Annotated in this window: 25 protein-coding genes and 1 tRNA gene; 12 read left to right on the top strand and 14 right to left on the bottom strand. The window is 56.9% G+C overall.

Annotated elements, in window-relative coordinates; all coding sequences use genetic code 11:
• Nucleotides 1–31 precede the first annotated feature (31 nt).
• Nucleotides 32–760: an isopentenyl phosphate kinase gene (locus ACP5H1_RS03770; RefSeq protein WP_427971877.1), complete on the top strand. Its 729-nt coding sequence runs from the start codon at nucleotides 32–34 to the stop codon at nucleotides 758–760.
• On the opposite strand, the gene ACP5H1_RS03765 is transcribed toward ACP5H1_RS03770, so the two are convergent.
• The 3 genes from ACP5H1_RS03765 to ACP5H1_RS03755 are packed head-to-tail and all read right to left on the bottom strand — an operon-like array spanning nucleotide 744 to nucleotide 4,717.
• Nucleotides 744–2,207, bottom strand: a complete 1,464-nt coding sequence (locus tag ACP5H1_RS03765; RefSeq protein WP_427971875.1) for a DUF790 family protein — start codon at nucleotides 2,205–2,207, stop codon at nucleotides 744–746. The two genes, ACP5H1_RS03770 and ACP5H1_RS03765, sit on opposite strands and share 17 nt — an antisense overlap.
• Nucleotides 2,194–3,534, bottom strand: a complete 1,341-nt coding sequence (locus ACP5H1_RS03760) for a DEAD/DEAH box helicase (protein WP_427971872.1) — start codon at nucleotides 3,532–3,534, stop codon at nucleotides 2,194–2,196. Before ACP5H1_RS03760 ends, ACP5H1_RS03765 begins: the two co-directional genes overlap by 14 nt.
• A gap of 49 nt (nucleotides 3,535–3,583) precedes the next feature.
• Nucleotides 3,584–4,717 (bottom strand): saccharopine dehydrogenase C-terminal domain-containing protein, encoded by a 1,134-nt coding sequence (locus tag ACP5H1_RS03755; RefSeq protein ID WP_427971870.1) that lies wholly within the window; start codon nucleotides 4,715–4,717, stop codon nucleotides 3,584–3,586.
• Between the two features lie 225 nt (nucleotides 4,718–4,942).
• Between ACP5H1_RS03755 and ACP5H1_RS03750 the strand changes: the two genes are divergently transcribed.
• Both ACP5H1_RS03750 and ACP5H1_RS03745 read left to right on the top strand, forming a co-directional pair.
• Entirely contained in the window at nucleotides 4,943–5,290 is a 348-nt protein-coding gene (locus tag ACP5H1_RS03750) for a hypothetical protein (RefSeq protein WP_427971868.1), read from the top strand.
• Between the two features lie 36 nt (nucleotides 5,291–5,326).
• A complete protein-coding gene (locus tag ACP5H1_RS03745) occupies nucleotides 5,327–6,496 on the top strand; it encodes a cation:proton antiporter (RefSeq protein WP_427971865.1) in 1,170 nt (389 codons plus the stop codon).
• Nucleotides 6,497–6,537: 41 nt separating this feature from the next.
• Here ACP5H1_RS03745 and ACP5H1_RS03740 read toward each other — a convergent pair whose 3' ends face one another.
• The 3 genes from ACP5H1_RS03740 to ACP5H1_RS03730 all read right to left on the bottom strand — a co-directional run bounded on the left by ACP5H1_RS03740 (nucleotide 6,538) and on the right by ACP5H1_RS03730 (nucleotide 9,105).
• On the bottom strand, nucleotides 6,538–7,389 hold the full coding sequence (locus tag ACP5H1_RS03740; RefSeq protein WP_427971862.1) for an SPFH domain-containing protein: 852 nt from the start codon (nucleotides 7,387–7,389) through the stop codon (nucleotides 6,538–6,540).
• Between the two features lie 85 nt (nucleotides 7,390–7,474).
• Nucleotides 7,475–8,785: an NfeD family protein gene (locus ACP5H1_RS03735; RefSeq protein ID WP_427971860.1), complete on the bottom strand. Its 1,311-nt coding sequence runs from the start codon at nucleotides 8,783–8,785 to the stop codon at nucleotides 7,475–7,477.
• Nucleotides 8,786–8,937: 152 nt separating this feature from the next.
• Complete coding sequence (locus tag ACP5H1_RS03730) at nucleotides 8,938–9,105, bottom strand: hypothetical protein (RefSeq protein ID WP_427971857.1); 168 nt, start codon at nucleotides 9,103–9,105, stop codon at nucleotides 8,938–8,940.
• 24 nt (nucleotides 9,106–9,129) lie between these two features.
• Between ACP5H1_RS03730 and ACP5H1_RS03725 the strand changes: the two genes are divergently transcribed.
• The 3 genes from ACP5H1_RS03725 to ACP5H1_RS03715 all read left to right on the top strand — a co-directional run bounded on the left by ACP5H1_RS03725 (nucleotide 9,130) and on the right by ACP5H1_RS03715 (nucleotide 10,165).
• Nucleotides 9,130–9,276 carry an NfeD family protein gene (locus ACP5H1_RS03725; RefSeq protein ID WP_427971854.1) on the top strand — a complete coding sequence of 49 codons (147 nt, stop codon included), beginning with the start codon at nucleotides 9,130–9,132 and terminating at the stop codon, nucleotides 9,274–9,276.
• Nucleotides 9,277–9,377: 101 nt separating this feature from the next.
• A complete protein-coding gene (locus ACP5H1_RS03720) occupies nucleotides 9,378–9,728 on the top strand; it encodes a Rieske (2Fe-2S) protein (protein ID WP_427971852.1) in 351 nt (116 codons plus the stop codon).
• A gap of 98 nt (nucleotides 9,729–9,826) precedes the next feature.
• On the top strand, nucleotides 9,827–10,165 hold the full coding sequence (locus ACP5H1_RS03715) for a DNA-directed RNA polymerase subunit G (RefSeq protein WP_427971850.1): 339 nt from the start codon (nucleotides 9,827–9,829) through the stop codon (nucleotides 10,163–10,165).
• Here the strand turns inward: ACP5H1_RS03715 and ACP5H1_RS03710 are convergent.
• Nucleotides 10,162–10,662 carry a DUF1947 domain-containing protein gene (locus ACP5H1_RS03710; protein WP_427971848.1) on the bottom strand — a complete coding sequence of 167 codons (501 nt, stop codon included), beginning with the start codon at nucleotides 10,660–10,662 and terminating at the stop codon, nucleotides 10,162–10,164. The genes ACP5H1_RS03715 and ACP5H1_RS03710 overlap by 4 nt on opposite strands.
• A 321-nt stretch (nucleotides 10,663–10,983) precedes the next feature.
• Here ACP5H1_RS03710 and ACP5H1_RS03705 point away from each other — a divergent pair, with 321 nt between their 5' ends.
• Both ACP5H1_RS03705 and ACP5H1_RS03700 read left to right on the top strand, forming a co-directional pair.
• Nucleotides 10,984–11,502: a hypothetical protein gene (locus ACP5H1_RS03705; RefSeq protein WP_427971845.1), complete on the top strand. Its 519-nt coding sequence runs from the start codon at nucleotides 10,984–10,986 to the stop codon at nucleotides 11,500–11,502.
• A 55-nt stretch (nucleotides 11,503–11,557) separates the two neighbouring features.
• Nucleotides 11,558–12,574, top strand: coding sequence for an ATP-binding protein (locus ACP5H1_RS03700; protein ID WP_427971843.1), 1,017 nt, complete (start codon nucleotides 11,558–11,560; stop codon nucleotides 12,572–12,574).
• On the opposite strand, the gene ACP5H1_RS03695 is transcribed toward ACP5H1_RS03700, so the two are convergent.
• The 3 genes from ACP5H1_RS03695 to ACP5H1_RS03685 are packed head-to-tail and all read right to left on the bottom strand — an operon-like array spanning nucleotide 12,567 to nucleotide 14,189.
• Nucleotides 12,567–13,703: a M24 family metallopeptidase gene (locus tag ACP5H1_RS03695; protein WP_427971842.1), complete on the bottom strand. Its 1,137-nt coding sequence runs from the start codon at nucleotides 13,701–13,703 to the stop codon at nucleotides 12,567–12,569. The two genes, ACP5H1_RS03700 and ACP5H1_RS03695, sit on opposite strands and share 8 nt — an antisense overlap.
• A 46-nt stretch (nucleotides 13,704–13,749) precedes the next feature.
• Nucleotides 13,750–13,938 (bottom strand): 50S ribosomal protein L37e, encoded by a 189-nt coding sequence (locus ACP5H1_RS03690; RefSeq protein ID WP_427971839.1) that lies wholly within the window; start codon nucleotides 13,936–13,938, stop codon nucleotides 13,750–13,752.
• A 14-nt stretch (nucleotides 13,939–13,952) separates the two neighbouring features.
• Nucleotides 13,953–14,189, bottom strand: a complete 237-nt coding sequence (locus tag ACP5H1_RS03685; RefSeq protein ID WP_427971837.1) for an LSm family protein — start codon at nucleotides 14,187–14,189, stop codon at nucleotides 13,953–13,955.
• A 141-nt stretch (nucleotides 14,190–14,330) separates the two neighbouring features.
• Here ACP5H1_RS03685 and ACP5H1_RS03680 point away from each other — a divergent pair.
• Nucleotides 14,331–14,406, top strand: a tRNA-Arg gene (locus tag ACP5H1_RS03680).
• Between the two features lie 13 nt (nucleotides 14,407–14,419).
• Here ACP5H1_RS03680 and ACP5H1_RS03675 read toward each other — a convergent pair.
• Genes ACP5H1_RS03675 through ACP5H1_RS03665 form a run of 3 tightly spaced genes read right to left on the bottom strand, consistent with a single transcriptional unit; the run spans nucleotide 14,420 to nucleotide 19,250 of the window.
• On the bottom strand, nucleotides 14,420–16,594 hold the full coding sequence (locus tag ACP5H1_RS03675; protein ID WP_427971834.1) for a DEAD/DEAH box helicase: 2,175 nt from the start codon (nucleotides 16,592–16,594) through the stop codon (nucleotides 14,420–14,422).
• An 11-nt stretch (nucleotides 16,595–16,605) separates the two neighbouring features.
• A complete protein-coding gene (gene mcm, locus ACP5H1_RS03670) occupies nucleotides 16,606–18,693 on the bottom strand; it encodes a minichromosome maintenance protein MCM (RefSeq protein ID WP_427971831.1) in 2,088 nt (695 codons plus the stop codon).
• On the bottom strand, nucleotides 18,690–19,250 hold the full coding sequence (locus ACP5H1_RS03665) for a GINS complex subunit Sld5 (RefSeq protein WP_427971828.1): 561 nt from the start codon (nucleotides 19,248–19,250) through the stop codon (nucleotides 18,690–18,692). Before ACP5H1_RS03665 ends, mcm begins: the two co-directional genes overlap by 4 nt.
• A gap of 124 nt (nucleotides 19,251–19,374) precedes the next feature.
• On the opposite strand from ACP5H1_RS03665, the gene ACP5H1_RS03660 reads away from it, so the two are divergent.
• Both ACP5H1_RS03660 and ACP5H1_RS03655 read left to right on the top strand, forming a co-directional pair.
• Nucleotides 19,375–20,364, top strand: a complete 990-nt coding sequence (locus ACP5H1_RS03660) for a replication factor C small subunit (RefSeq protein WP_427971825.1) — start codon at nucleotides 19,375–19,377, stop codon at nucleotides 20,362–20,364.
• Nucleotides 20,361–21,815 carry a replication factor C large subunit gene (locus tag ACP5H1_RS03655; protein ID WP_427971822.1) on the top strand — a complete coding sequence of 485 codons (1,455 nt, stop codon included), beginning with the start codon at nucleotides 20,361–20,363 and terminating at the stop codon, nucleotides 21,813–21,815. The genes ACP5H1_RS03660 and ACP5H1_RS03655 overlap by 4 nt, the downstream gene beginning before the upstream one ends.
• 6 nt (nucleotides 21,816–21,821) lie before the next feature.
• Here ACP5H1_RS03655 and ACP5H1_RS03650 read toward each other — a convergent pair whose 3' ends face one another.
• Nucleotides 21,822–23,342, bottom strand: coding sequence for a class I adenylate-forming enzyme family protein (locus tag ACP5H1_RS03650; protein ID WP_427971820.1), 1,521 nt, complete (start codon nucleotides 23,340–23,342; stop codon nucleotides 21,822–21,824).
• A 121-nt stretch (nucleotides 23,343–23,463) separates the two neighbouring features.
• Here ACP5H1_RS03650 and ACP5H1_RS03645 point away from each other — a divergent pair, with 121 nt between their 5' ends.
• Nucleotides 23,464–24,729, top strand: coding sequence for a mandelate racemase/muconate lactonizing enzyme family protein (locus ACP5H1_RS03645; protein ID WP_427971817.1), 1,266 nt, complete (start codon nucleotides 23,464–23,466; stop codon nucleotides 24,727–24,729).
• The last annotated feature ends 80 nt before the right edge of the window (nucleotides 24,730–24,809 follow it).

Here is a 24,809-nt window from a genome sequence, read left to right as displayed (position 1 = left end):
CCTTGAGTTAAGGTTTACGCGGAGACGAGACTTGAGGTGCGGCCTGGCGGTAGTCAAGCTGGGGGGCTCCGCTATAACCGATAAGTCCTCGCCTGAGACCGTCAGGTGGGACGTGCTTGAAAGCCTTTCCGCGCAGGCGGCCAGCTACCTCAAGGCGGGCGGACGGCTGGCCCTAGTCCACGGCGGGGGCAGCTTTGGACATTACATAGTGAGCAGGCTGCTCTCCGAGAGAGGAAGGCTGGGCCCCAGCGAGGTATCAGAGGTGCAGAGGGAGATGCTCCTTCTCGGAATTGCCGTGGTCAACAGCCTCCTGTCGCACGGGGTACCTGTTAGCCTTCACGCCGCCCACAGCATGTGTACCGGCGAGAGAAGCTGCGACCTGACCCCGATGCTAAGGGACCTCGCGGCCGGCCTAACGCCGCTAACCTATGGGGACGCCGTGCTCACTGAGAGGGGTGGGGTGGTGGTGAGCGGCGACACCATAGCGTCCATGCTGGCCTCTGAGGCTAAGGCTGACTGCCTGATCTACGTTTCTGACGTCGAGGGCGTAATAGGCCCTGAAGGAAAAGTCCTGAGCGTTGTCAGCCCAAGGGATGAGATAGCTAACGTAGCCAAACATGGGGTTGACGTCACAGGCAGCATGAAGGGTAAGATCGCTGAGGCCGCCTCCGCCAAGGTTGCTAACACTAGGATAGTCAGGTGGGACTCGCTCCTGAGGGCACTTAATGGCGAGGAGGTAGGCACTAGGGTCGTGCCCTGACCTTTACTACTACGGCGTCGTTCAGTCCCGTCCACTTGAGTGAGTAGCCGACTAGGGCCAGAGCCTCCTGAACCCAGGGGCCATACTTTGACATCAGCTCGGAGAGCCTCCTGCCTTCAAGTCTCTCCCTGCTGAGGCTGTCAAGGAGCTCCCTTTTGACGAAGTAGTTCCAGAGCTTAACGTAGCCCTCCACCGTGCCATTAAACCTCCTCACGTCGTCAACCGTAACTCCATAGCGTTTAGCGACGTCCTCAAAGCTCACGTAGCTGCCCTCCACGTCTAGCTTTTCCGGCAGCTGCCCGGCGCGGGGCGCAAGCCTCGCCTTTAGCCACTCGTAGATAGGCGCCACGTTAACTTTATCCTTGTAGGAGACAACGTCGTGGCCCGTCAGCTTGAAGGCCCCAACGCCGAGGGACTCGTTGACGACGAGGAGTATGGGATCCCTGAGGCCGGCCAGCTTCCTGAGCTTGCTGTTTATGTACTCCTTGGTCCAGAAGCCCACGACCTCTATGAAGACCTTAGAGCTCCCGCTGCTGACCGCGAAGTCAGGTATCATTATCTCTCCAGTGGGAGTCACTAGGGGCTCCGGCTCCCTTATGACCAGCCAGCCGTTGTCCTTCGCCAGAAGGGTGAGCTTCCTGTAGAGGTCCTCCTCGACAGAGCTGTCAAACGTTATGCCTGAGGCCGCGGGCCTTCTGGGCATGGGCGCGTCGTCGCTAGTAACCTCCACGGTCACTATCCTCCTGGTTCTTCCCACAGCCACCTGAGCCCTGAGCCTCCAGCTGGGGCTCCTGAGCAGGTGGGGCACGAGCCTTGCCATCAGCCTGCCGTACCTGTCGGTCAGCTTAGCCAGCGACACCGGCCCGTAGACGTCCACCTGGACGGGCCTTGACCTTGCATAGTACATGAGTCCCAGCGCCTTAATCGACCTGAGCAGGTCCTTCCAAGTGTTGCTGACCTCAAACGTAACCATGTAGGACCTCAGCAGGAGGCCCTCCAGCTCCTCCATGTTATACTCCTCCATGAGGTCCCTGGGGCCTACTGTGGGCCCAGCAACTATGACGCGCTCAAGGTCCAAGTCCGAGTACATGAACCTCTCAGCGTCGACCCCCAGCTGTTTAGTTGCCTCCTCGAGCCTCCTGCGCCTCTCCTCCTCAGAGAGGGCCGGGCCTCCCTCGAAGAGCTTCTGCCTTATCAGGTATGGGCTTACCGGGGACTCCTCCTCAAGCACTAAGTGTCTCAGGGCCACCTCAGTTATGCCGTCAACGAGCTTAGGGTCATATATCCTCCTGAGGGGCTTTAGCTCCTCAAGGACCTCCCCAAGTTTAAGCCCAGGCCTGAGGTGCCTTAACACCTCAGAGAACACGTCCAGGTTGTCCTCGCCCGCGAAGAGCACCCTGGCCCTACCGCCTCTAACTACAAGCCTTACCAGGTCAGACCTCAGCACCTGACCTCCTCCTCATGCTCAGCCTGCTGTCGCTCGTGCCCCTTGTCACCAACTCTATGAGGAGGGCCCTCTTGCCCTCCGCGGGCCTCAGGACCCTGCCGAGCCTCTGTATGAACTGCCGCGGGGTCCCATAGCCCCCCACAACTATGGCTACGCTTGCGTCAGGCACGTCAACTCCTTCGTCGAACACGCTCGAGGCCACTATGACTCTGTATGCGCCCTTCCTGAAGAGCTCGAGTACCTTGAGCCTCTCCTGCTTAGGCGTCTTATAGGTCACGGCCGGCACGAGGAACTCGCGCGAGATCCTGTATGCCATTTCCGTGTCCCTAGTGAATATCAGCACTTTCCTGTCGCTGTACTCCGCCAGGAGCTTCCTCAGCGAATCAATTTTAGCCCTGGAGTTAACTGCTATCCTGACGGACTCGTACCAGGCCTCCACGGCGTCCCTGGCCACCGGGTTCTTTGCGGCCAACGACAGCAGCCTGTGAAAGTCCTCCAGCGACCTTAACGTGACGCCGAGCCTCTCCAGGTCCTCCCTTAGCCTGGCCCTCAGGGACTCATACCTTGACTTCTCGTCGTCTGTGAGGCTCACGTAAATCCTCTTGATGTCGTAGTCTGAGAGGTACTTGCCCCTCAGCTCCGCTGGCGAGAGCCTTATCACTATGGGGCCCACCAGGTCAGGCAACAGGACGTGCCTTCCGTCCTCCCTCTCAGGCGTCGCCGTGAGGCCAAGCCTGTAGGGGGAAGCCAGCACCTGGGCTACCTCCATGTAGCCAGGTGACGGGAGGTGGTGCACCTCGTCGAAAATTGCTAACATGAACCTGTTGCCCAGCTCCTCAGCCCTGCTGTAGGCGCTGTCATATGTAGATACCGTAATGCCGGCCACCTCGCTTTCGCCGCCGCCTAATATGCCGGGTGTCACGTCCAGGTGCCTCATTATCGCGCTTTTCCACTGGTGAAGCAGGTCTATCGTTGGCACCACAATTATCGTGGCGGCTCCTACCTCCTGGATGGCGGCCAGCGCGACGAGGGTCTTGCCGGCCCCTGTGGGGAGCACCACTACCCCTCTCATGCCGGCCCTCTTCCATGCCTCAAGGGCCCTCTCCTGGTAGTCCCTGAGCCTGATCCTCGGGGCGCGAAGGGCCTGGAGCGGGATGGGGTCAAGGACCCTGTCGTCAACGGTTAGGCCCGACTCTCGAAGGTAGTTCAGTACTTCATAGTACTTATATGGCAGTCCAACGTAGCCTCCAATCCTCTCATCGTACCTTAGGCCCGGCGCGTAAGAGTCGCTTACTAGCAGCCCCCTCCTGTAGCTGAGCTTAACCAAGGGCTCCCTTTACCTTAGGGAATTGTTGCAAGGCGAGGTTAAAGGCCTTCTAGCGAATTTCAAGTTCCCCTGCGAGCTCCTCCTCCTCTACTGGCATGCCGTTTATGGCCAGCCTGGTCATTATGTCCCCTGAGGCGTCCTCGCTGAGGCCCAGGGACTCGGGGTACACTAGGCCCGCGCCCCTCACCTTGCCTTCCAGCACGGCGATCGCGGCAAACCCAAGGAAGCTTCCAGTGACCTTGGCCATGGCTGTCACCCCGTCCTCGGCCCTGGTGACCTGGGTAAACCTGATCCCGCCGCCAGACTTGCCGTATACATCGACCACGAGCACTACTATGTCCCTGAAGTTAACCCTCATAGACCATATGAGGGAGGCCAGAACCTCGTCAGCCATAACCTCGTAGTTGCCGACGTGTATTGGCTTGTGTTCAAGGAGGCCCAACTTCTTGAGGCCCTTAATGAAGGCCACGTGGCCGGGCCACCTCAGCGTGTACTCAGCCAGGAAGGACACGTTTGAGTAGCTCTTGAGCAGCGTCCTGAGGCCGTCCGTCGGGAAGTACTCCAGCTCCCCGACTCCTGGGACGTATATTGTTCCCATGGGGCCCGAGAGCGGATCTATGGCCACGACCTTGCCATCAACTATCGTCCTGGCAGGTCTCCTGTACTCATCCACCAGGTCGGATATGCTCCAGCTCGGCACGAGGCCGAGGGGCGGGTCGGGCCTTTCGCTTATGCCGCCCACATAGATTTTAGCTCCCTTAAGGCCTCCCAGCTTCCTGTCGCCTATTCCGATGAGCATATTTGAGAGCCCGGGGGCGACGCCGGCGTCCATGAGCAGCAGAATTCCAGCCTTAGAGGCCAGCTGGCCCAGCTCCTCCGGGTCCTCGGGGAAGAATGAGACGTCTACTATGTTAGCGCCAAGGTTTATCAGGCCTTTAAGGGCCCTGTAGGCGATGCTCCCCGGCAGGGCAGTAACTATGAGGTCCACGGTGCCTACAGCCTTCTTAACTTCGTCAGGCGACAGCGCGTCAGCAACGGCATAAGGCATTCTGAGCCTCTCGGCGGTCCTCGCCAGAGAGTCCTTGGCCTTATCTACAAGGATGACTTCATGGCCCTCCCCCCTTATTACCGAGGCTGCTACTGAGCCCACGCCTCCAGCGCCTATCACTGCGACTCTAGCCAAAGCTTAGCACCGCCACAGAGAAGCTGCATCTCCACCATATTTAAAGTTGATCTTGGCGACCTGCACTGGCCCCAATGGGCCCCGGGCTAGGGAGTTCCGATACTCCTCACCGCTCGGCAGACCCTCTTGTCCTCACTGCCCGAGGCGCGCTGCCCAGTGCAGCACTAAAAATAAATGCGGCTTAGCCCTATAACCTCTGCCTGTCAAACTATAGACCGAGGAGCCTTGGAGGACGAGAGGCTCTCCAGGGCCTTGTATAAAGTTGTGGAGCTTGAGGGCAGGGTGCCTGACAGCATAGCTGACGGCTCCCTTGAAGAGGCCCTGAGAGAGCTGGCTGAAACGCTCAGCTCCCTGGAGCTGTCCGCTAGGGAGCCACAGGTGGTCAGAAGGCCCTACACAGGGATCAGCACGGAGGTAAAGCTACTGAGCGAGATGGCGCTGGCCCTCAGGCTCAGGATGCTTCAGACGGGCAGACATAACGTGATCGGGCTTAACTACTTCTACCACCGGCTGGACCAGGTCATATCTTACCTCCTTGAGGGCAGGCAGAGCAGGGGAGCGCTATCATTATAATTTACCCGTAGGCATGTTAGAAAAGCGGGGCCAACCTTGCAGGAGTTAGGGCTTGAGCTGCTGGGCCTCTCACTTATGATATTAGTTGGCAAGGTCCTGGGCGACGTCACCGAGAAGTATGGATATGGGAGAATAACTGGTGAGCTGTTAGGAGGAATGATAATGGGCCCCTTCGCGCTGGGAGACCTCATAAACGGCCTCCTAAACGTTAAGCTGTTTTACCTTGGCTCTGAGGTGCTGTTCCTATCGCAGCTTTCAGTCATTTTCCTGGTATTTGTGTCAGGCCTGGAGCACGGCTCTGCCCCCCTGAGGAGGGCGGGCATATGGGGTGCCCTTGGGGCTATCATGGGCGCCCTTGTGCCCTTTGCGCTCATCGTCGCTATTAGGGGCTACCTCTCGTTGGACCTTGACGTATCCATGATAGTTGGCTCCGCCCTGGCGTCAACTAGCCTAGCCGTGGTATCCGGCTCTCTCCAGTCGGCAAGGGTTAACGGCAAGTGGGTCGACTTCCTGCTCTCGGCCTCAGCAATAGATGACGTAGTCTCGTTGATCCTCCTCTCAATAGCCTTCGGAGTCTCCGAGTCCCACGGCACCACGCTTGTCGGCGTGATCAGGGTCGTGGCCTTTTACTCCGTGGCATGGGTCATAATATTTGTAACGTCAATAAAGGTGGTGCCGTTCCTCACGTCAAGGGTTGGAGGCCAGTACATTCTTGAGATGTCCCTAGTTGTCCTCTTTGGCATAATAGCCATAATGCAGGCCCTTGGGTTCTCGCCAATAATTGCCGCCTTCATAGCTGGCGTCTCGCTGAGCGAGTTCTCAGGCTCCCAGAGGCTTCAGGAGTTCTCTAGGTCCTTCCTACTGGTCTTTGGGTCCATATTCTTTGTCGTGGTTGGCGCGGAGTTTGACTTAGTTACAATGGGCTTGACAGACCTGTTGGCTTCGTTTATAATGATCGCGGCCGCCCTGATTGGGAAGCTGGCCGGCGTCCTGCCCTTCGCCTACGCAATGACTAGGAATGGGAAGGAGTCCGTGCTCGCTGGGACTGGCATGGAGCCAAGGGGGGAGGTCGGCCTTGCCATTGCATCAGCCGCGCTTCAGCTAGGCTTCATAGACCAGCAATGCTATAGCGCACTAACGCTTTCACTTATGCTCACTACAATACTAGGTCTCATAGCCTATAGCAGGGCCATACGGAGGTTATAAAAGGCCTTTGAGTCTGTTAGGGTATTGAGAACTCCTTGAGCTCACTTCTGCTGTTGCCCTGTCGGGCCTCCGCCCTGCTTCTTCTCCTCGCTGACAACTAGGTCCCTGACGCCCATGAGGCCCACTGGGGACATGGGCCCTCCTGTGGGCGGGCCTGCGACAGGCAGGTTGGCAGGTATGAAGACGAGCATGTTCTTGCCCTCCATGCCCAGCTCGTATATCATGTTCATCCACCTCAGCATGAACGCCCTGTCATTATTGACGTAGAGGTTTGCGGCTTCAACCATCTTCTGGGCGGCCTCATACTCGGCCTGGGCGAGCGTCACCCTGGCCCTCCTCTCCCTCTCGGCCTGGGCCTGCCTCGACATCGCCTGGACCAGGTCAGGTGGTATCTCAACGTTCCTTATCTCTACGGCAGTTACCTTAACGCCCCAGGTCTCGGTCTTGCTGTCAATTATGTTCCTGGCGAGCGCAGCCACCTTCTCCCTCTCAGTGAGTATCTCATCTAGCATCGTCTGGCCTATGACTTCCCTTAGGGTAGTCTCAGCCGCGAGCCTGGTGGCGACGTTGTAGTCCTCCACCTTAAGCACAACTTTTTCCAGGTCGACGGGCTGGTAGTACATTACAGCGTCAACTATGACGGGTATGTTGTCCTTCGTGAGGCTCTGCTCGGTCCTAAAGGCTATGGCCTGAAGCCTCGTCGATATCCTCATAGGGACCCTACCTATTATTGGCGGCACGTACACTATACCTGGACCCTTAAGGCCAGCGAACCTGCCAAGTATCAGGACTGGCAGCCTCTCCCACTCGTTGACAACCTTTATTCCGCTCAGCAGAATTATGGCCACTATAAGCACGATAAACGCTATTATTATGTCCAGCACTAAGCTCACTCAGATCACCACTTCTATGTAGTTAGTGAAATACTTAAACCTACCTAGAAATACTTAAACCTACCTAAGATGCCAGAATCCGTCTTCATGAACCCCTCCCCTCGCCTGTGGCCCTCTCGACAAAGAGGGTCACTCCCTCGACTTTAACTACCTTCACCTTCTCCCCGACCTTTATGGCCTCGCCAGAGGCCGACACGGCCCTCCACACGATGCCCTGCACCCTGACCTCGCCCACGGGAGCCAGGTCGCTCACTACGACGCCGACATCACCTATCAGGGACTCGGGCCCAGCCATCACCCTCTTACGCTTCATGGGTGAGGCTATCCACCTTATGTAAAGCCCCAGCACGACGCCGACTATGGCTACAACGGAGTCCGTGAGCACGTACTTAGACGCTGTTGGGACGCTGGTGGCCACGTAGGGTATCCCCATGGCCAAGAGGTATATGCCCGCGGCTGAAGTTATGGCCCCCGCTATCATTGCAAAGCCGTGACTCATCTTAAGCTCCAGGAACATTATTATGGCCCCCAGGAGCAGCAGCGTCAAGCCTATGGCCGAGGCGCCTATTATCTCAGCGCCCACGAGGCCCATAATTATGGCGGTCACGCCCACGGCCGATACTATAAACGTAGGGTGGAAGAGGTCTATCAGTATAGCCATGAAGCCCAGCGTTATTAGTATGCCGTCGACGGTGCTGTTGCTCAGAACGCTCAGGAACTGCTCGTAAGCGTTTTCAGATATCTGCACCTGGGTCGCGCTAGCGAGGCCCCACTCACTCATGGCCTGGGAGAGGCTGTTTGAGATGTTATTTATTAGGTGATACCTTAGTGCCTCCTCAGCGGTGAAAGCCCTATCGTCAACTACCATTATCTTGGCTGCAGTCGCGTTCCTGCCCCACTTGCTTGCTAACGACTCCATGAACACTATCATTGCGTCCTCGGTGTGGTTCTGCTCAAGAGGAGTGCCCCCAACCACTATGGGAGTCGAGGGACCTATGAAGGTGCCGTTGGCCATTATGATGCTGTTAGCGGCCATGGCTATGTAGCTGCCCGCCGACGCTGCCATGCCGTCGGGGGGCACGTAGGTGTAAACCGGTATGCCGGCGTCCTGAGCCTGCTCTATATAGCTCACTATCTTAAGCATGTCGCTCAGGTAGCCGCCAGGGGTGTTCATCACGATCACTATTGCCTTAGCTTTCAGCAGCTCTGCCGTGGTCACGGCCCTCTGCATCATGGTTGATGACCCTAAGTCCACGGGGACGTTAAAGTTAACAACTACAACCGTGGCGTTGCTAGTTGGGGCTGACGCGGCCTCCGCATGCCACAGCTGGGCCGCATTTATGGCAGCCAGCACTAGAGCTACTCCTAACAGCCAGAGCAAGAGCTTTATCTTCAACTTCAGCCCTTTTTATGTGGAGCGGGCGAAAGCTATAAAGTAACGCTAAGGCGATAGGCATGGGCGAGCAGACCAGCGTAGGCTTCTTCTCAAGGCTGAGGTGGGGGGGTTGGCAGCACGGCGCTGGTAATAGGGCTCGCCACAGTTGCGGCTTACCTGATAGCCACCGGCCTAGAGCACAATGATACCCTGAGGCTCTTCTCCGGCGGCGTTCTAACTATAGTGGACGTAATTATTGTTGTTGCCAAGGGCCTCGAGAGGATAACCCCCATGAGGCCCCCCTCTGAGAGCCTCGTTGGAAGGAGCGGCGTCGTTGTCATAAGTATAAGGCCCCCGAAGCCGGCGTGGTCAGAGTCGATAACGAGCTGTGGTCAGCTGTAAGCGACCTTGAGATCAGGGAGGGGAGCAGGGTTGTAGTAGTTGAAAGGCAGGGCCTCTATGTTAAGGTTAAGCCTATAAGTGAAGGAAACTCCGCTGCCGATGAGGCCTGAGCGCGGCAAGAGGCCAACCACGGTGAACGCCTTAGCTTAGGCGTCTCCTGTGCAAAGGTTTTTATCGAACGCTAGGCCAACGATAACTAGGCGACCTATGTATGGTGTTCCGTAAGATATCTGTCATGGCTAAAATCTTTGATACGAGGGATCACGCAGTAGTTATTATAGACGCTACTCCAGTGCTCATAGTCAAGCATAACGGTGAGTTCTACGCCATGGACGCCAGGTGCCCCCACATGGGCTGCGGCGTGCTCAGCGACGTCGAGGACGGGCATGTAGCTGTCTGCCCTCTCCATAAGGCTAAGTTTGACGTGCTCACTGGCAACATGGTTTCACAGCCTATAGTTATGCCTGAGAGGCGGTGTGAGTTCAACAAGGAGCTGCAGCCGCCGCTTAAGACCTATAGGGTGAGGGTGAGCCCTGAGGGCCTTCTTGAGGTCGATATCTAAAGCTTTTGTGCGCCCTCGCCTCACGGTCTATCGCGCCTTCAGGCCGGCCTGAGAGGTCAGCTTTTAAGCGGGCCCCACAGAGCGTAAGCGGAGCTGAAATGGTAAGCCTGAGCCTGGAAGTCAAGGACGTTCAGCCCTCAAAGCTCGAGGGCGTTAAGATAGCAAGGGCTGAGGGACAGAGCGAGACCGTGACTTTTGATGTAATCGAAAGCATCTACACCGTGAACTCTGGGGATAGGATAGAGATTGTCATAGATGAGAGCAAGCCCGACGACCTCGATTCTTTCGAGTTCTGCGGCCACGGGTACCTGGCTGCAGACGAAAGTAAAGGGTTCACGCTGCTGTCGCTCTGGGGCATACTCTTTAAGTTTGCGCCTCCCCTAGGACTTAAGGCCGATACTAAGTACTACCTCTGCATGAGAAGAGTCAAGGGTTAACTTATTAACTTCCAGAGCTGGTCGCCAGGGTAATGCAGGTTCTCTACCACCTTGCCCTTTGACTTCTCTTTAGCCATCTGTGATATGGTCTCGCTGTCCTTAAGGGCCCTCCCGACGCCCACCGGCACGTTGCTCTGCTCATCTACTATTACAACAACGTCACCCTCCTTGAAGGTGCCAACGACCTTCCTTATGCCGGGAGCCATCAAGTCCGCGCCGCGGCCTATGGCCTGGGAGGCCCCCCTGTCAACTACCACGTACGGCAGCCACGAGAAGCCCCTCCTCAGGAGGCACATGAGCGTAGGTATCAGAACTTCCCTGACCCTAGCAAGGCATGCGAGCCCGGCATCAAAGTACACCGTGTAGTCCGAGGATCTGGCTTCCTCTAAATCATCCCAAGTAACGGGTACGTTGCCCAGCCTGGCCTTAGCTTCATCAGCGAGCTGCTTAACGGCTTTCTTTGAGAGCTTATACCTGGTTGAGAACTTCCCTGGCATCTTAACCCCTCGGCTCTTACATGCCATAGCCTTAAAATAAGTTCATCTTACAAGACTTTATGGATCTCGCCGACGGTTAACACGCCAAAGAAGCCGCGTCCTCGCAGACCCGTTGCTCTTCATCTTCAGGATCAGCCAGTGAGCGCCTGTCATCGGACGCCTGTATATGGCGGGCCTGGCGAGGCTAAAAGGCACTGTTAGTATGTTTGCAATATGTCATAATTAATTAAAATCATATTATGGTTTTAACCTTAAGGTTTCAAGCGTGGGCACGTCATAGAGATATTTAAAGGCCAAAGAGCGTCGGTGATGGGGAAGGGCTTGAGCCAGGAAGGCGATAAGAACAGAAGGCTCTCGCTCATGCTTATAGTTGTTGCCATGTTCCTGATAATCGTGGGCGGCGCCGTAAGCTTAGCTTACGCCATGTCGATGTTTTCAGCGTCCTACAACCCTAACTCTAACCTCACCAAGACTCTCTACAACGAGTCCCTGGCCAGAGGGTATAATTACACGGTCACGCAAATTCAGTCCCTTATGAGGCAGGCCTCAGAGGCAATAATGGGCGTAAGCGCATTTATGATAGTGCTTGGAGTTCTCACATGGCTCTTCGTCTACAGGCCTGACACCGCTGGGCAGTACTCAAGGGCCTCCCTAAGCGCCCTTATGCTAGGGATACTTTACATACTGGTCGGCCTGGAGGGCCTAGCTTACAGCCTGCTCCTCTGTATCATTGGGGGCGGCATCCTGATATACGTTTGGTATAATCTGAGGAAGCACGCAAGGCTTGCGGCCGTTGCCGCCTCGCCGAGCGATTCAGGCAGCCTGCAGGGCGGCGTGTAGCCATCAATACTGAGCTTTTTAAGTATAACTTATGGAGAGCCTATAAGGACCCGTAATGGTCGTGCTCGAGGCCCCAGCAGTCAAGGTCTACGAGTCACCAAGGGCTAAGTGCGTTAAGTGCGGAGCTCCGGCCAGGATTAGGCTAAGCTACGCCAACGCCTGGTTCTGCGATAAGCACTTCAGGGAGTACGTCAAGGAGAGGGTAAAGAATAACATCATAAAGTACAACATGGTGAAGAGGGGCGAGACCCTCCTGGTGGCCGTCTCCGGCGGCAAGGACAGCGTGACCCTCATGAGTGTGCTTGACGAGGCAGCCCCGGAGCTTGGAGTTAACATAGTTGCAGTTCACATAGTTCTGGGCATGGGCGAGTTCTCCGAGAAGTCCCTTGAGGCCTTCAGGGACGCCTGCTCAAAGGCTAAGAACGTTAAGTGCGTCACAGTTGACCTCAAGGAGCTCCTGGGAATGTACATGCCTGAGATAATAAGGCGCAGCAGGAGGCCGGCCTGCAGCGTCTGCGGCCTAGTTAAAAGGTACATACTTAACGCTATGGCCGTGTCCCTAGGCGCCTCAGCGATAGCCACTGGACATCACATGAACGACCTCATGACTTATGCCATCAAGAACTTCATGGAGCAGAAACTTGATAACATAACTAAGCTGGGGCCTGTCAGCGAGTCCGAGGGCTCAGCAGTCAAGAGGGTGAGGCCCCTCTACGACATCTACGAGGACGAGACCAGGGCCTTCGTCAAGGTCTACGGCCTAAACTATGTTGACATAGAGTGCCCCTTCAAGTCGACCTCAACGCTTGAGGTGATAATAAAGGACATGCTCAGCAGGGCCGAGAGCGAGAGCCCCAGCCTTACAATATCCGCGGCCAGGGCACTAGCAAGGAACCTGCCGTCATACCCGAGGCCTGCGAGCGCGCCCAACAGGTGCCGCCTCTGCGGCATGCCGTCAAACGGCGACGTCTGCGGCTTCTGCAAGCTAACTAAGAGCCTGACCGGCGCCCCGCTGGGGCCTGAGGTGAGAAGCCGCATAGAGGGCTTGATGAGCAGCTTAAGAACTAGCTGATAATTCTTGAAAGCCGCGTCAGGAGCTTCGCGCCCTTAGCTGTGACCAAGACCATGTCCTCCACCCTGACCCCGTAGACCCCTGGGATGTAGAACCCTGGCTCCACGGTAACCACCATGTTCTTCTCAAGCACGTCTGTTGACGCCGGGGCCAAGTAGGGCACCTCGTGAACCTCCACCCCAACGCCGTGGCCAAGCCCGTGGTTATAGAACTTGTCCAGGCCCTCCTTGGCGAGCACTCTGCGCGAGGCCAGATCAGGGCTTCTGGCCTCGACCCCAGGGGCTATCTGGTCTACAGCAGCGGCCTGGGCCTCCGCGACAAGCTCAATGAGCCTCTTATACTCGGCTCCCCCTTCCCCGTGCCACATGCTTCTGGTCGTGTCGCTGGCGTAGCCATACATGTCTGCTCCGAAGTCTATCAGCACGGGGCCGGGCTTCTGCAGCCTGACGGGCGTCGGCGTGTGGTGAGGCAGCGCTGTATGGTCATAGAATGCTACAATTGTCGGAAATGACTCGCCCCAGGCGCCCTGCCTCATTAATGACGAGTAGAAGGCTGCCTCGACCTCGCTCTCTGACGGGTTGGAGCCCAGCAGCTCTATGGCCTCCCTGAAGGCCTGCTCTGCCGCGGCTATCGAGTCAAGCATCGCCTGCACCTCCCAGTCGTCCTTTATGGCCCTCACCTTAGCTATTGGGCCGCTCATGTCCTTTGCCTGAAGCTGCTGGGCTATGTTAAGAGAGGCGTAGTCAGCCCACTGAAGGTCAGCCCCTATCGACTTGACATTGCAGTTTCCTAGGACCTGTTTTACCGCGTCTGTAAGCCCTCCGCTTATTAGGTCGCTCTGGGGCACCATTGCCATGCCTACTGAGGCCTCGCCCGACCTCCTGTAGAAGGCCTTGACAGCCACGTCCTTAGGAGACATTGACGAGACCCTGTTATAGTCAAGGACCGAGGTGAGTATCATGTCGCCGCAGTCCCTCGTTATCAACATGGCTCCGGTGGGCTCCCTTATGCCTGTGGCGTACGTTATGTTTGGGGCCCCCAGGAGCAGCAGGGCATCCACGGACTCCTTGTCTAGGAGGTCGCGGAGCTTCCTCCTGTTCAGGTCCCACCTAGCCTCCAAGCCACGCACCGAGGACTTGCAGCCAGGCCGCCAAAATAAACGCTGGCCCTGTCGCTCACACTATCCTTACCCTGTTCACCTTCTTGTTCTGCCACGAGTACCTCCTAATCCTCTTGCTCCTGCCGAAGCCGCAGGCGGCACAGTAGCCCTTAGCTACGTTAAACGCCCTCCTCCCGCACCTCCTGCACACTATGTGCGTGTACCCCCTTCCCATCTTGCCAAACGAGGCCGTTCCCTTGACCACTGCCCATCACCTTTTCACTTAACCGGACTTATGGCTACTATGCTGTCGCCTCTGACCAGCACCGTGCCGAGGTTTCTCGAGCCCTTCTCTGTAAGCTCCTCTGCGTTCTCAAGCACCAGGTTCAGGTGCTGGTCGAAGCTCTTCAGCACTCCCTTGACGCCCTCGCCCTCCTTGAGCTTGACATAGACGCTGGCGTTCAGGTACTCATTCATTACCTTGAAAGTGTTCGTCCTCTCCGCCTGATTTGCCATGTACTTTCACCTGCAGTGGCTGGGCCCCAAGGAGTTAAAAGCGTGCGTGAGGTTATGTGATATAAGGGCGGTCGACCTCCATTATAAGGGGCCCTTTCCAACAACCCTTATTTTAACCCGCCCTAGATACAGGGAACTGAAGGGCCCGTAGCCCAGCCAGGATCAGGGCGCCAGCCTGCGGAGCTGGAGGTCCCGGGTTCAAGTCCCGGCGGGCCCGTAGTCTGCTTAAACTAGGCCGAGAACCTGTCAAGGCCTACTCCCTCGTGACCTCTTCCCTTGATGGAGGCGGCCTCCTCCTTCCTCCCGAAGAACTCAAGTATGGAGGCCACGGTCGCGGGGCCTATGCCTGGGATCCTCAACAGTTCCTGGGGGCTTGCGGTTGCCAGGGACTCGAGGGTCTTGAAGCCGGCGTTGTAGAGCCTCCTCGCCCTGACCCTCCCGACGCCGGGTATCTCCACGAGCTGCAGCAGCTCAGGCTTGACGCCCTCCTCTATGCGCTTTGACAGGAGCCTCAGCTTATCTGAGACCTCCTCAGGAAGCCCCGCCGCTGGGGCTATCTCGGCCAGGGAGCTGGCTATCCACTTAGCCGTGTCAATTATCGAGGCGACGTCACCTGGGCCAACGTCATAGGTCTCGGCAATCTTGTCGTCTGGAACCTCCTCTATCCAGTCGAGGAGGGCCAGGGTAGTCTTGAGGGCTGCCACGCTGTCCGGGTCGTCCCAGTCAACTACGTCTATTAAGGTAGGCACCCTGTCCACAGCCATGTCCATTATCTTCTCGCTCTCGGAGCTCCTGACGGGCAGCAGGTTCATGTCAGGCATGGAGGAGATTATATAGATGAGGCCCTCGGTGGTGAACTTGCCGTTGAACCTCTTGGCCAGCTTAGCTAGCTTGGGCACGCTCGCCGGGTCGAGGTAAGTCCTTGAGACCACGTAGCCTAGGTGAGTGGCCTTAAGCTTCCCGTCGGTCTCGTCTACGAGGTTCCAGGCTACGAGGTCGTCAAGCGATATCCTGAGGATTTGGCTCAGCTTCTCCTCCCCCCTCTGCACGTAGTAGAGAGTTTTCCTGTGCAGCTCCAGCAGCGACTGGAAGTCGTTGGCTATGCCTGAGGCCACAGCCCCAAGGGCCGAGTGCCTGACCCCCCTGACACCGTAAAGCCTGCTCTCGAGCCTCTCCGGCTTGGCCTTTATGTACTCCTCCATGAGCTCCCTGACGCTCCTCGGCCTTGAGGCCACTATGATTGCCTCGCCGTAGGGGTCAAGGCCTGGCCTGCCCGCCCTGCCGGCGAACTGCTTGTACTCAAAGACCTTTATGTCACGTGGGACGCCGTAACTTTCGTCGTACCTCTCCACCTCAGCGATGACCACCCTCCTGGCGGGGAGGTTGACCCCGGCCGCCAGCGTCGGCGTGGCAAATATGGCCGCTAAGGCCCCGTCCCTGAACGCGTCCTCTATTATAGTCCTCTGCTCGTTTGAAAGCCCAGCATGATGGTATGAGACCCCTGACATTATGAGCTCCGCTATCTCCTCCCTGAGGAGCCTAGGACCCTCGGTAGCCAATATCTTAGCTGCATACTCCCTGGCCTTTCCCTGGTTAAACTTAAGGAGGTTCCTTGGAAGCCTAGCGGCCATCTTGGCCAGCTGGACGGCCCTCCTCCTTGATTGTACGAAGACGAGCGTCTGGCCGCCCTGCCTGCTCTCGTCAACCACAAGGTTTATGCTGGGGTTTGCGCTCACCTCCTCAACCTTCCTCTTAGTGCCATCTGAAAAGTGTATGACGCCGTCCTTGTAGACTCCCTCGTTCAGGGGCACTGGCCTCCAGTTGCACTTCACCAGCCTAGCCCCTATCCATTTGGCTATCTCGTCGACATTTGATACAGTGGCGCTGAGCGCCACGACCTGGACGCTCTTCGACCTATAGAGGACCTTGGAGAGGAGGGTCTCGATTATCGGCCCCCTCTTTTCATCATCCACGTAGTGTATCTCATCAACAACTAGTGAGCCCATCTTATCAATAATGGAGGGGCTGTTCCTTATTATGGAGTCCAGCTTCTCGTAGGTGGTTATTATAACGTCGTTCCTGTTTACAATGATCTCATCGTTCACGTTTAAGTCCCCTATGCTTATGCCAACCTTAAGGTTCAGCCCCGTGAGGGCCTCCCTGAACTCCCTGTACTTCTCAGTGGCTATGCTCCTCAGGGGCGCGGTGTAGAAGGACTTCGCGCCCTTTAGGGCCGCGGAGGCCAGGGCCACCATAGCTATGAAGGTCTTCCCTGAGGCCGTGGGCGATGAGACCAGGAGGCTCTGGCCGTCCTCAACGCCTGCCTCAATGGCGGCCCTTTGCGGTGGGTAGAGCTCCTTGTAGCCCAGTATTTGCATCAGCCTCTCGGCGACCTTTGCTGGCAAAGTTCCTCACGTTAAACCTCCTTGTAGCAGTTGGACCTAATTTCTGCTATCTGGCCCTGCCTGTTCATAGCCCTTATGGTCTCCTCGACCTTGTCCGGCGCGGCCTTCGTCTGCGATGTGACCTCCTTTATTATATCGTCGAGCTTAACGCAGGGCCTGCCGTCCTCCCTGAGCCTCTTTATGGCGTCAACTATGACAGTCATGAGCTTCCTGGTGTGGAAGCTGGCGCCGGTCGCTATCATTGAGTAGTCTATGAAGCCGGACTCCACGTCAAGGCCCACGCTGCCCAGGAACGACAGCATGAGCCTCACGGCCTCCTCCGCGTCCTCTGCGTCTACCCTGTCCTTGAGCGCCATCCTGGCGTGGGCCTCGGAGAGCCTCACTAGGGCCTCGAGCTGCCTTGCGGTGACCGGCACGGGCGTCTGGCCCTCGTTGCCGTACTTTGAGGCGGAGGACCTCATTGTGACGAAGAACGACTCTATTATAGACTTGGCCTCCTCGGTCAGCTTAGGCCTTGAGTACCTCTTGGCGTATATTATGTACTTCTTAAGCAGCTGCGGGTCTATCTCAGGCACATACTTAGAATAGTCGCTGTGAACGTCCAGTATGTACCTCGCTAGCCTTCTGTCATGCTCCATAGCCATAACGTCCTTTACTACAAATATCAGGTCGAACCTCGAGAGCACGGTGGGCGGCAGGTTGACGTTATCTATGAAGCTCCTCTGGGGGTCATAAAGTCCATACTTGGGGTTGCCAGCTGCAAGGACGGCGGCCCTGGCGTTTAGCCTGGCCACTATGCCTGCCTTTGATATGCTCACCGACTGCTGCTCCATGGCCTCATGTATTGAGGCCCTGTCCTCAGGCCTCATCTTATCAAACTCGTCTATCACCGCAAGGCCTCCGTCAGCTAACACCATGGCGCCCGCCTCCAGGAAGTACTCACTGGTCTTTGGATCCTTCAGAACCGCGGCTGTCAGCCCAGCGGCTGTCGAGCCCTTGCCGCTGGTGTAGACGGACCTAGGGGCTATCCTGGCTGCAGACTGCAGGAGCTGGCTCTTGGCGACGCCTGGGTCTCCAACAAACAGTACATGTATGTCGCCCCTTATCCTGGTGCCGTCGGGAGCTACCTTGGGCACCCCTCCGAAGAGCTGGAGCGCTATGGCCTCCTTGAGGTCCCAGTGGCCATATATCGTGGGCGCTACGCTCGCTATGATCTTCTCCCTTATCCAGGGGTCCTTGGAGAGCTCGAGTATCCTCTCCTCGTCGTCCCTGGTTATGGCTACCTCCTCAAGCGCCTTCTCGGAGACCCTGAGGCTGTTGGCCTCTATCTTCAGCTCAAAGTAAGGCGCCTTGTCGTTTCCTCCTGCGGGGCTGGGCCTCACTATGCCTACCACGGTGACCAGGTCCCCGGGCCTAGCCATGTCAACTAGGTCTTCCGTGAGCTCCACTGTCACGCTCCTCGGCATCTGGCCCCCTGGGACGTCCTCGGGCCTCTCCTGGAGCGTTATCTCCTGCCAGTCTACATAGACCGACTTGTCACGCAGGAGCACGAACCTGCCGCCGGCCTCCCCGCAGACCGGGCACTGAAGGGGCCTATCTATCTTGTCCTCGAGGTACTCGTCCTCCTCGTAGGGCCACTGGAACTCAGCGTTACATCCCTCCTTTTCGTGCCGGTAGACGGCCTTGATCATCTTGCTCCTGACGGGCCTCATCCTGGTTATTATGCCCTCCACCTGGATCAGCTTGTTCATATACTGGGTCTTGATGTCCCTGATCTTGGTGGTCTCGTAAAGCCCCTGCACCCTCACGTGGAACTTTCCTTTGCGCTTGGCAAACTCCGCGTCCTCGCCGGTCACAAGCTCCAGGAGGGCCTCGTCAAACTCCTTCAGAACCTTCTGCGGCTCATCTATGAGCATGTTGGCGAGGTCAGTGTTGTACCTGTAAAGGTCCTGGAAGTCAACGAGCAGGCTGCTCAGGTCAAGGTTTATCACCCTGTGCAGCCTGTCCATGTACTTTAGGCCCTCGACGCTCCTGAAGTTCCTGATAAAGTCCTTGAACTTCTCCCCTATGCTCAGCTGCTCCTGCTCAGCGGCGCTCAACCGCCGCTCACCCCCATGAGGGACTGAATGTAGTTCTTCCACGAGTTGAAGGCGTTCTTGAGCTGCGTGTAGATGAGCACCTCCTCAGGAGTCATGTTAGGGACCTCCTCGTCCCCCATATCGGTTTGGGCGAGCCTCACTATCTTGGAGAGCCTCAGCTGGGAGAGCTCTATTACGTTCTTTTCGCTGACGTCCTTGTCATTTATCAGCATGTGCGAAGGTGACCTCTTTATAGCCTCGTCAAGGGACCTTATGAACTCGCCAACTGCAACGTAGAAGTCGGAGGGCAGCTGGGCAAGGTGAGAGCCGCTGGCGGACCTCCTCTCCTTGTAGTGGTAGTTGTTTATGTAGTTAACGTCTACCTCCTCCTTAGGTTTTGCGTAGCCTTCCTTTGAGAGCACCTCAGCTATCCACCTGGGCACCTCGACCTCGTCCCCCTTCTTCGCCTGAAGGGGACCGTCGGGTAGGGGTATGGTACAGTCATTCAATATCATGACCTTTATCGGCCTCAGCATGCCGTCAAAGCTAAGCAGTTGCAGCCTCTCTTCAAGCTTCACAGTGTCGCCCTAACCTAACTCTGCCGGCGAGAACCAATAAGGCCAGAGGGGCCCGCTCAGGGCTTGAGTGCAAGCCACCTTATTAGCCCAGGCCACAACAATAGTTAACGCGGGGCTCAATAGCTTGAGCACAGCCATAGAGGAGCTTCTGTGGACTGAGAAGTACAGGCCTAGGAGCCTGAAGGAGATAGTTAACCAGAAGGAGATAGTTGAGAGGCTCTCCAAGTTCGTCGCTGAGAAGAACATGCCCCACCTGCTCTTCGCCGGCCCGCCAGGCACCGGAAAGACCACCGCGGCCCACGCGCTGGCGCATGACCTCTACGGCGACAACTACACTCAGTACATGCTTGAGCTGAACGCCAGCGACGAGAGGGGAATAGACACAATAAGGGAGAAGGTAAAGGAGTTCGCCAGGAGCAAGACCCCGCCGGACATACCGTTCAAGATAGTGCTCCTTGACGAGGCTGACAACATGACGGCTGACGCGCAGCAGGCCCTCAGGAGGCTCATGGAGCTCTACAGCGCCAACACAAGGTTCATACTCGCTGCCAACTTCCCGTCAAAGATAATAGACCCCATACAGAGCAGGTGCGCCTTCTTCAGGTTCACCCCGCTCAGCAAGGATGACGTGGTGGGAAGGCTCAGGTACATAGCAGAGAAGGAGAACGTCAAGTATGACGAGGACGCGCTGGAGGCCATCTACGACATATCGGAGGGTGACATGAGGAAGGCAATAAACATACTTCAGACGGCGGCCTCCTTAGGCAAGGTTGACGTCGACTCCGTATATAAAGTAGTTGGTATGGCGAGGCCTAAGGACATAAGGGAGATGGTCGAGGAGGCGATCAAGGGCGACTTCGTGGGCGCCAGGGAGCTCCTCAGGAAGGTGATGATAGAGTACGGCCTCAGCGGCGAGGACGTCGTTAGGCAGATACACCGTGAGCTTTTCAGCAACGACCTCAAGATACCTGAGGAGCTCAGGGTTATGATAGCTGACTACCTTGGGGAAATCCACTACAGGATAGTCGAGGGAAGCGATGATGACATACAGCTCAGCGCGTTTTTGGCTTGGCTGGCAATGATGAGCAAGCGCGTGGGGGCAACAACGACATGAGCCTTCAGCAGCGTATTCCATGGATAATAAAGTACAGGCCCAAGAGTGTCAACGAGGTAGTAGACCAGGAGGAGGCTAAGAGCCAGTTCCTCACCTGGCTGGAGGCGTGGCTCAAGGGGAGGCCCCCAGAGAAGAGGGCGGCCATGCTCTATGGCCCCCCGGGCGTCGGGAAGACGAGCCTTGTTGAGGCGGCGGCGCATGACTATAAGCTTGAGGTGCTGGAGCTGAACGCCAGCGATTATAGGAGGGCCGAGGACATAAGGAGAACTGTTGGCGTTGCCGCCTTCAGGAGGCCCCTGACCGGAAGGCTAATGATAATACTCATGGACGAGGTTGATGGCATAAGCGCCAAGGGGGACGCCGGGGGCCTTGACGAGCTTCTAAGGATAATACCAAATGCGCAGAACCCCATAGTGCTTACCGCTAATGACCCGTGGAAGGATCAGCTCAGGCCCCTGAGGGAAGTGACGCTCATGATAGAGTTCAAGAACCTCTCCACTGGCAACGTAGTATCGCTTCTCCAGAACATATGTGACAGGGAGCACATAGAGTGCGACCGCGAGGCGCTGAGATACATAGCCGACAAGAACGCGGGGGACGTGAGGGCCTGCGTCAACGATCTAGAGGCAGTCGCGGAGGGATACGGGAAGGTCACCATGGAGCTTGCCAGGGCCCTCGTCAGGGGGAGGGACAAGAGCATCGACCTCTGGAGGACCCTTAATGACGTCTTTTATGCAAAGGCCGGGTGGATGGCCAAGAAGGCCGTGACCAACTCAGAGGAGGACTATGAGACCATTATGGCCTGGCTTAACGACAACATTCAAAATAAGTACGGGGACCCGGAGGACGCATTCAGGGCCTGGGACGCCCTCTCGAGGGCAAGCCTCTTCCTCTCCAGGGCTAAGGCCGGCGACTGGGACTTCCTCTCATATGTCTTTGATCTGATGGGGCCGGGCGTCGCGATGGCGAGACAGGTGGAACAGGCGCCCCTGAGGAACAGGTATCAGTACCCATCGAGGATAACGCTCATGGCTAAGCTTAAGGACATCAGGGGCGTCAGGGACTCCATAGCGGAGAAGTTAGCCTCAAGGCTCCACATATCAACGTCTACGTTCAAGGAGGACGTCCTACCTTACCTCTTCATAATATTTAGGCAGGGGGACCTGAACATGGCCGGAGGCCTCGTGGTGGGCTACGGCTTAACCGAGTCCGAAGTGCAGTACCTAGCTGGCCCCAGGAGCAAGGACGTGCTGAAGTCGGCCGAGGCGATCCGTGAAGCGCTCAGGAAGGGCTCTGAGACAAAGGCTACAGAGGAGAAGGGACCCCAAGGCCAGCCAAGGCAGGCCGAGAGAGGCAGTAAAGGCCAGCTGACGCTTGACATGTTTGGGCTAGGCTCAGGTACCCCTAGGCCCTCGGACGATAAAGGCAGGAGGGGAAGGTCCCGTAAGTGAGGCCCCTTATAGCTTATCTACAAAGTATATCTTATGCAACTTCTTGTAGAACGCCACCTGGCTGTTAACAAAGTCCAGGAGGTCCTTCTCCGTGACGCTTGCACCAGGCCTGAGAACAACCTTGGCCACGGGCCTCTCGCCGACCGCCGGGTCCTTCTCTCCATAGACATAAGCCTGCTGGACGTCTGGGTGCCTCATGAGAACCACCTCAAGATCCCTTGGAAATATAGGATAAGCCTTGTACTTTATCATCCTCTTCCTCACGCCCCTGAAGTAGAGCAGCCCCCTGTCATCAATGCTCATAAGGTCCCCTGTCCTTAGCCACCCGTTGTAGAAAGCTTTGCTCGTCTCCTCGGGGTCCTCATAGGCCTCCATTAGCCAGGGCGACTTAGCCAGCAGCTCCCCTGTCTCGCCTGGACCCTTCTCCTCGGCAGGGTTGTCGGGGTTCACGATCTTTATGTCAACGCCCGCTATGGGGGCGCCCACGGTACCTTTGACTTCCCCTACAGTGGTAGGCTGATACGTGAGGACCCAGGACTCCGTCATTCCATAGAACTGCACGAGCGGGGCGCCGAAGACGCTGCGGAAGCCCTCCTGGGTCTCAGGCCTCAGGGGCGCCCCGCCCGAGAGCCCGAGCCTCACGCCAGGGGGAGCGCCGCGGCTCTTAGCGGCCTCGACCAAGGAGTCATGCATTGTGGGGGCCCCTGATATGAAGTTTATGCCGTAAACTCTTATGGCCTCTAACGCTGCATCGTCGCTCCACCTCTGCATAAGGACAACGGAGCCCCTGAGGTAAAGGGGTGTTAACGTGCTGACCTGGAGGCCCAGCACGTGGGTCATAGGCGCCACTACTATGGACACTGGCCTGAAGTTCAGCTTCATCGAGTCTGCCAGGGCCTTGACCGCCGTTGAGAGGGCGCGGTGAGTGTGATAGACCTGCATCGTACGTCCTGCGATGCCCGCGTAATACATCACTAAAGATCTTGAGTTGGGCTTCACGCTATCGCCGTAGATCTCGTCACTCCTTATAACGTCACTCATGGTGTGTACTTTGACCTCACCCTCCTTAGGCTGCCCATCAACTACGAGCGCCTCTTCGAGGCCTGCCCTGGCCATGGTCTTCTGCTCCCTTTCATAGAATTGCTGCGAGACCACGCCAACTTTAATTCCCCTGCCCCTCAGCTGCTCGTAAAGGTCTTCAGATATCGTCAAGGGGTCAACCAGCACAGAAATGGCGCCGGACCTCCATATCCCGAGAAGGCCCGCTAAAGCCTCTATCCTATTACTCGCCGCGAAGAGCACCTGCTCCCCTTCGTTAACGCCAAGCGACCTCAGAAAACCTGCAACCTTAGCTGAGGCCCTCCTGAGGGCTCCCCACGTGTAGCAGGAGCCCGTCTCAAGCTGCAGGGCAGCGCACTCGCCCTCGTGGCCTCTCCACGCATCATCAAGAAGCGAGTGTATGGGCTCCTCTACAGGCTCCAGCTCGGGAAGGCCTCCCTCAAAGAGCCTTACCCATATCTTTTCCACTTAAATCCCACCAAAGTAAGAAAAGCCGTGGCTCTTAAATCCCTGTAGCCCTTGGCCATCTAGTATCTGCTATGCGTATATACAGGCCCTTTTCTAGACTAATACTGTGGGGCATCCTAACTTGAAAGAGCTCAGGATAACAAAGGTAACCTCGTTTACTGTGCAGGCAAACTTTGAGTGGACCTTCGTAAGGGTCTACTCAGGGGACCTTTACGGCACTGGGGAAGCGGGCCCCACGCCTGGGGCCTCGGCGATAGCTAATACGCTCGGCAACGTAATAGTTGGCGAGGACGTGTTTAAAGTAAACAGGATCCTCCAGAAACTCAGGTGGGCCACGCTTTACGCCGGCACGTCAGCGTACCACATAATATCAGCCATAGATATGGCCATCTATGACCTAATTGGCAAGTACCTCAACCTGCCAGTCTATGCCCTGCTCGGCGGCGATAGGACAGAGATACCAGTGTACGTAGATGCCCATGGAGGCAAGGGCCTTGAGGCCATGAACTCAGCGCTCATGCCCGTCGAGCCTCCATGGATTTCGCAGGCCAATGTAGAGAAGGGCAGGATAAAGGAGCCAAGCCCAGTTCACGGCAGGCTCACCGCTGAGACGTGGACTTCAGACTACTCGCCTGAAGCTTATGCGTCAAGGGCGAGAGAGCTGAAGGCGGAGGGCTGGAAGGCCATAAAGTTTGACCTGGACGTGCCGACGCCCTACTCAGACCCTGTTAGACTAAGGAGTGGAAGGCTCAGCCAAGCCGAGGTACAGTACCTTGCAACGCTGGCCGAGGCCGTCAGGGACGCCGTGGGTTACGACGTAGATATCATGTTTGACCTTCACTGGCGCTACGACCTCAACACAGGCATTGCCCTGTGCAGGGCGCTTGAAAGCGTTAAGCCCAGGTGGGTCGAGGACCCGACGCCGGCCGTCACTACGTTGACCAGCCTTGACGAGCTAAGGGTAATCGCTTCCCACTGCAACGTCCCCATAGAGGTCGGGGAGAACCTCTACACGTACTACCAGTTCAAGGACCTTCTCGGCACGGGAGTAAGCGTGTGGGCCCCTGACCCAGCTAAAGCTGGAGGTATAACGGAGCTGAGGAGAATAGAGGAGCTGGCGTCGCTTTATGATATAGAGGTCTCACCCCACAACATAGGCTCCCCCATAGCAACTATGGCCGCGGCCCACGCGGCGTCCGTTAGTAACACCTTTGGGGCCCTTGAGTTCCATGGACATGACCTGCCGTTCTGGAACGACCTGGTCAAGAGCAAGAAGAGGATAATAGATGTCAGTAAAAGCGTCATAGTTTTGACTGACGAGCCGGGCCTCGGCGTAGAGCTTGACGAGGACGTAGCCGCAAAGCTGTGGCCTGGCTTCGAGCTCTAGCGGCCAGGCGGCGATTAAGTTAGTCTTTTATTCCTTGGTCCTAGATAATATTATGGGCGGCGCGTGAGGACCCTGGCATG

The sequence above is a fragment of the Acidilobus sp. genome, from assembly GCF_049973875.1.
Classification (GTDB): domain Archaea; phylum Thermoproteota; class Thermoprotei_A; order Sulfolobales; family Acidilobaceae; genus Acidilobus.
The sequence above is the reverse complement of the archived record's forward strand: the minus strand, read 5'-3'. Positions and strand labels throughout refer to the sequence as shown.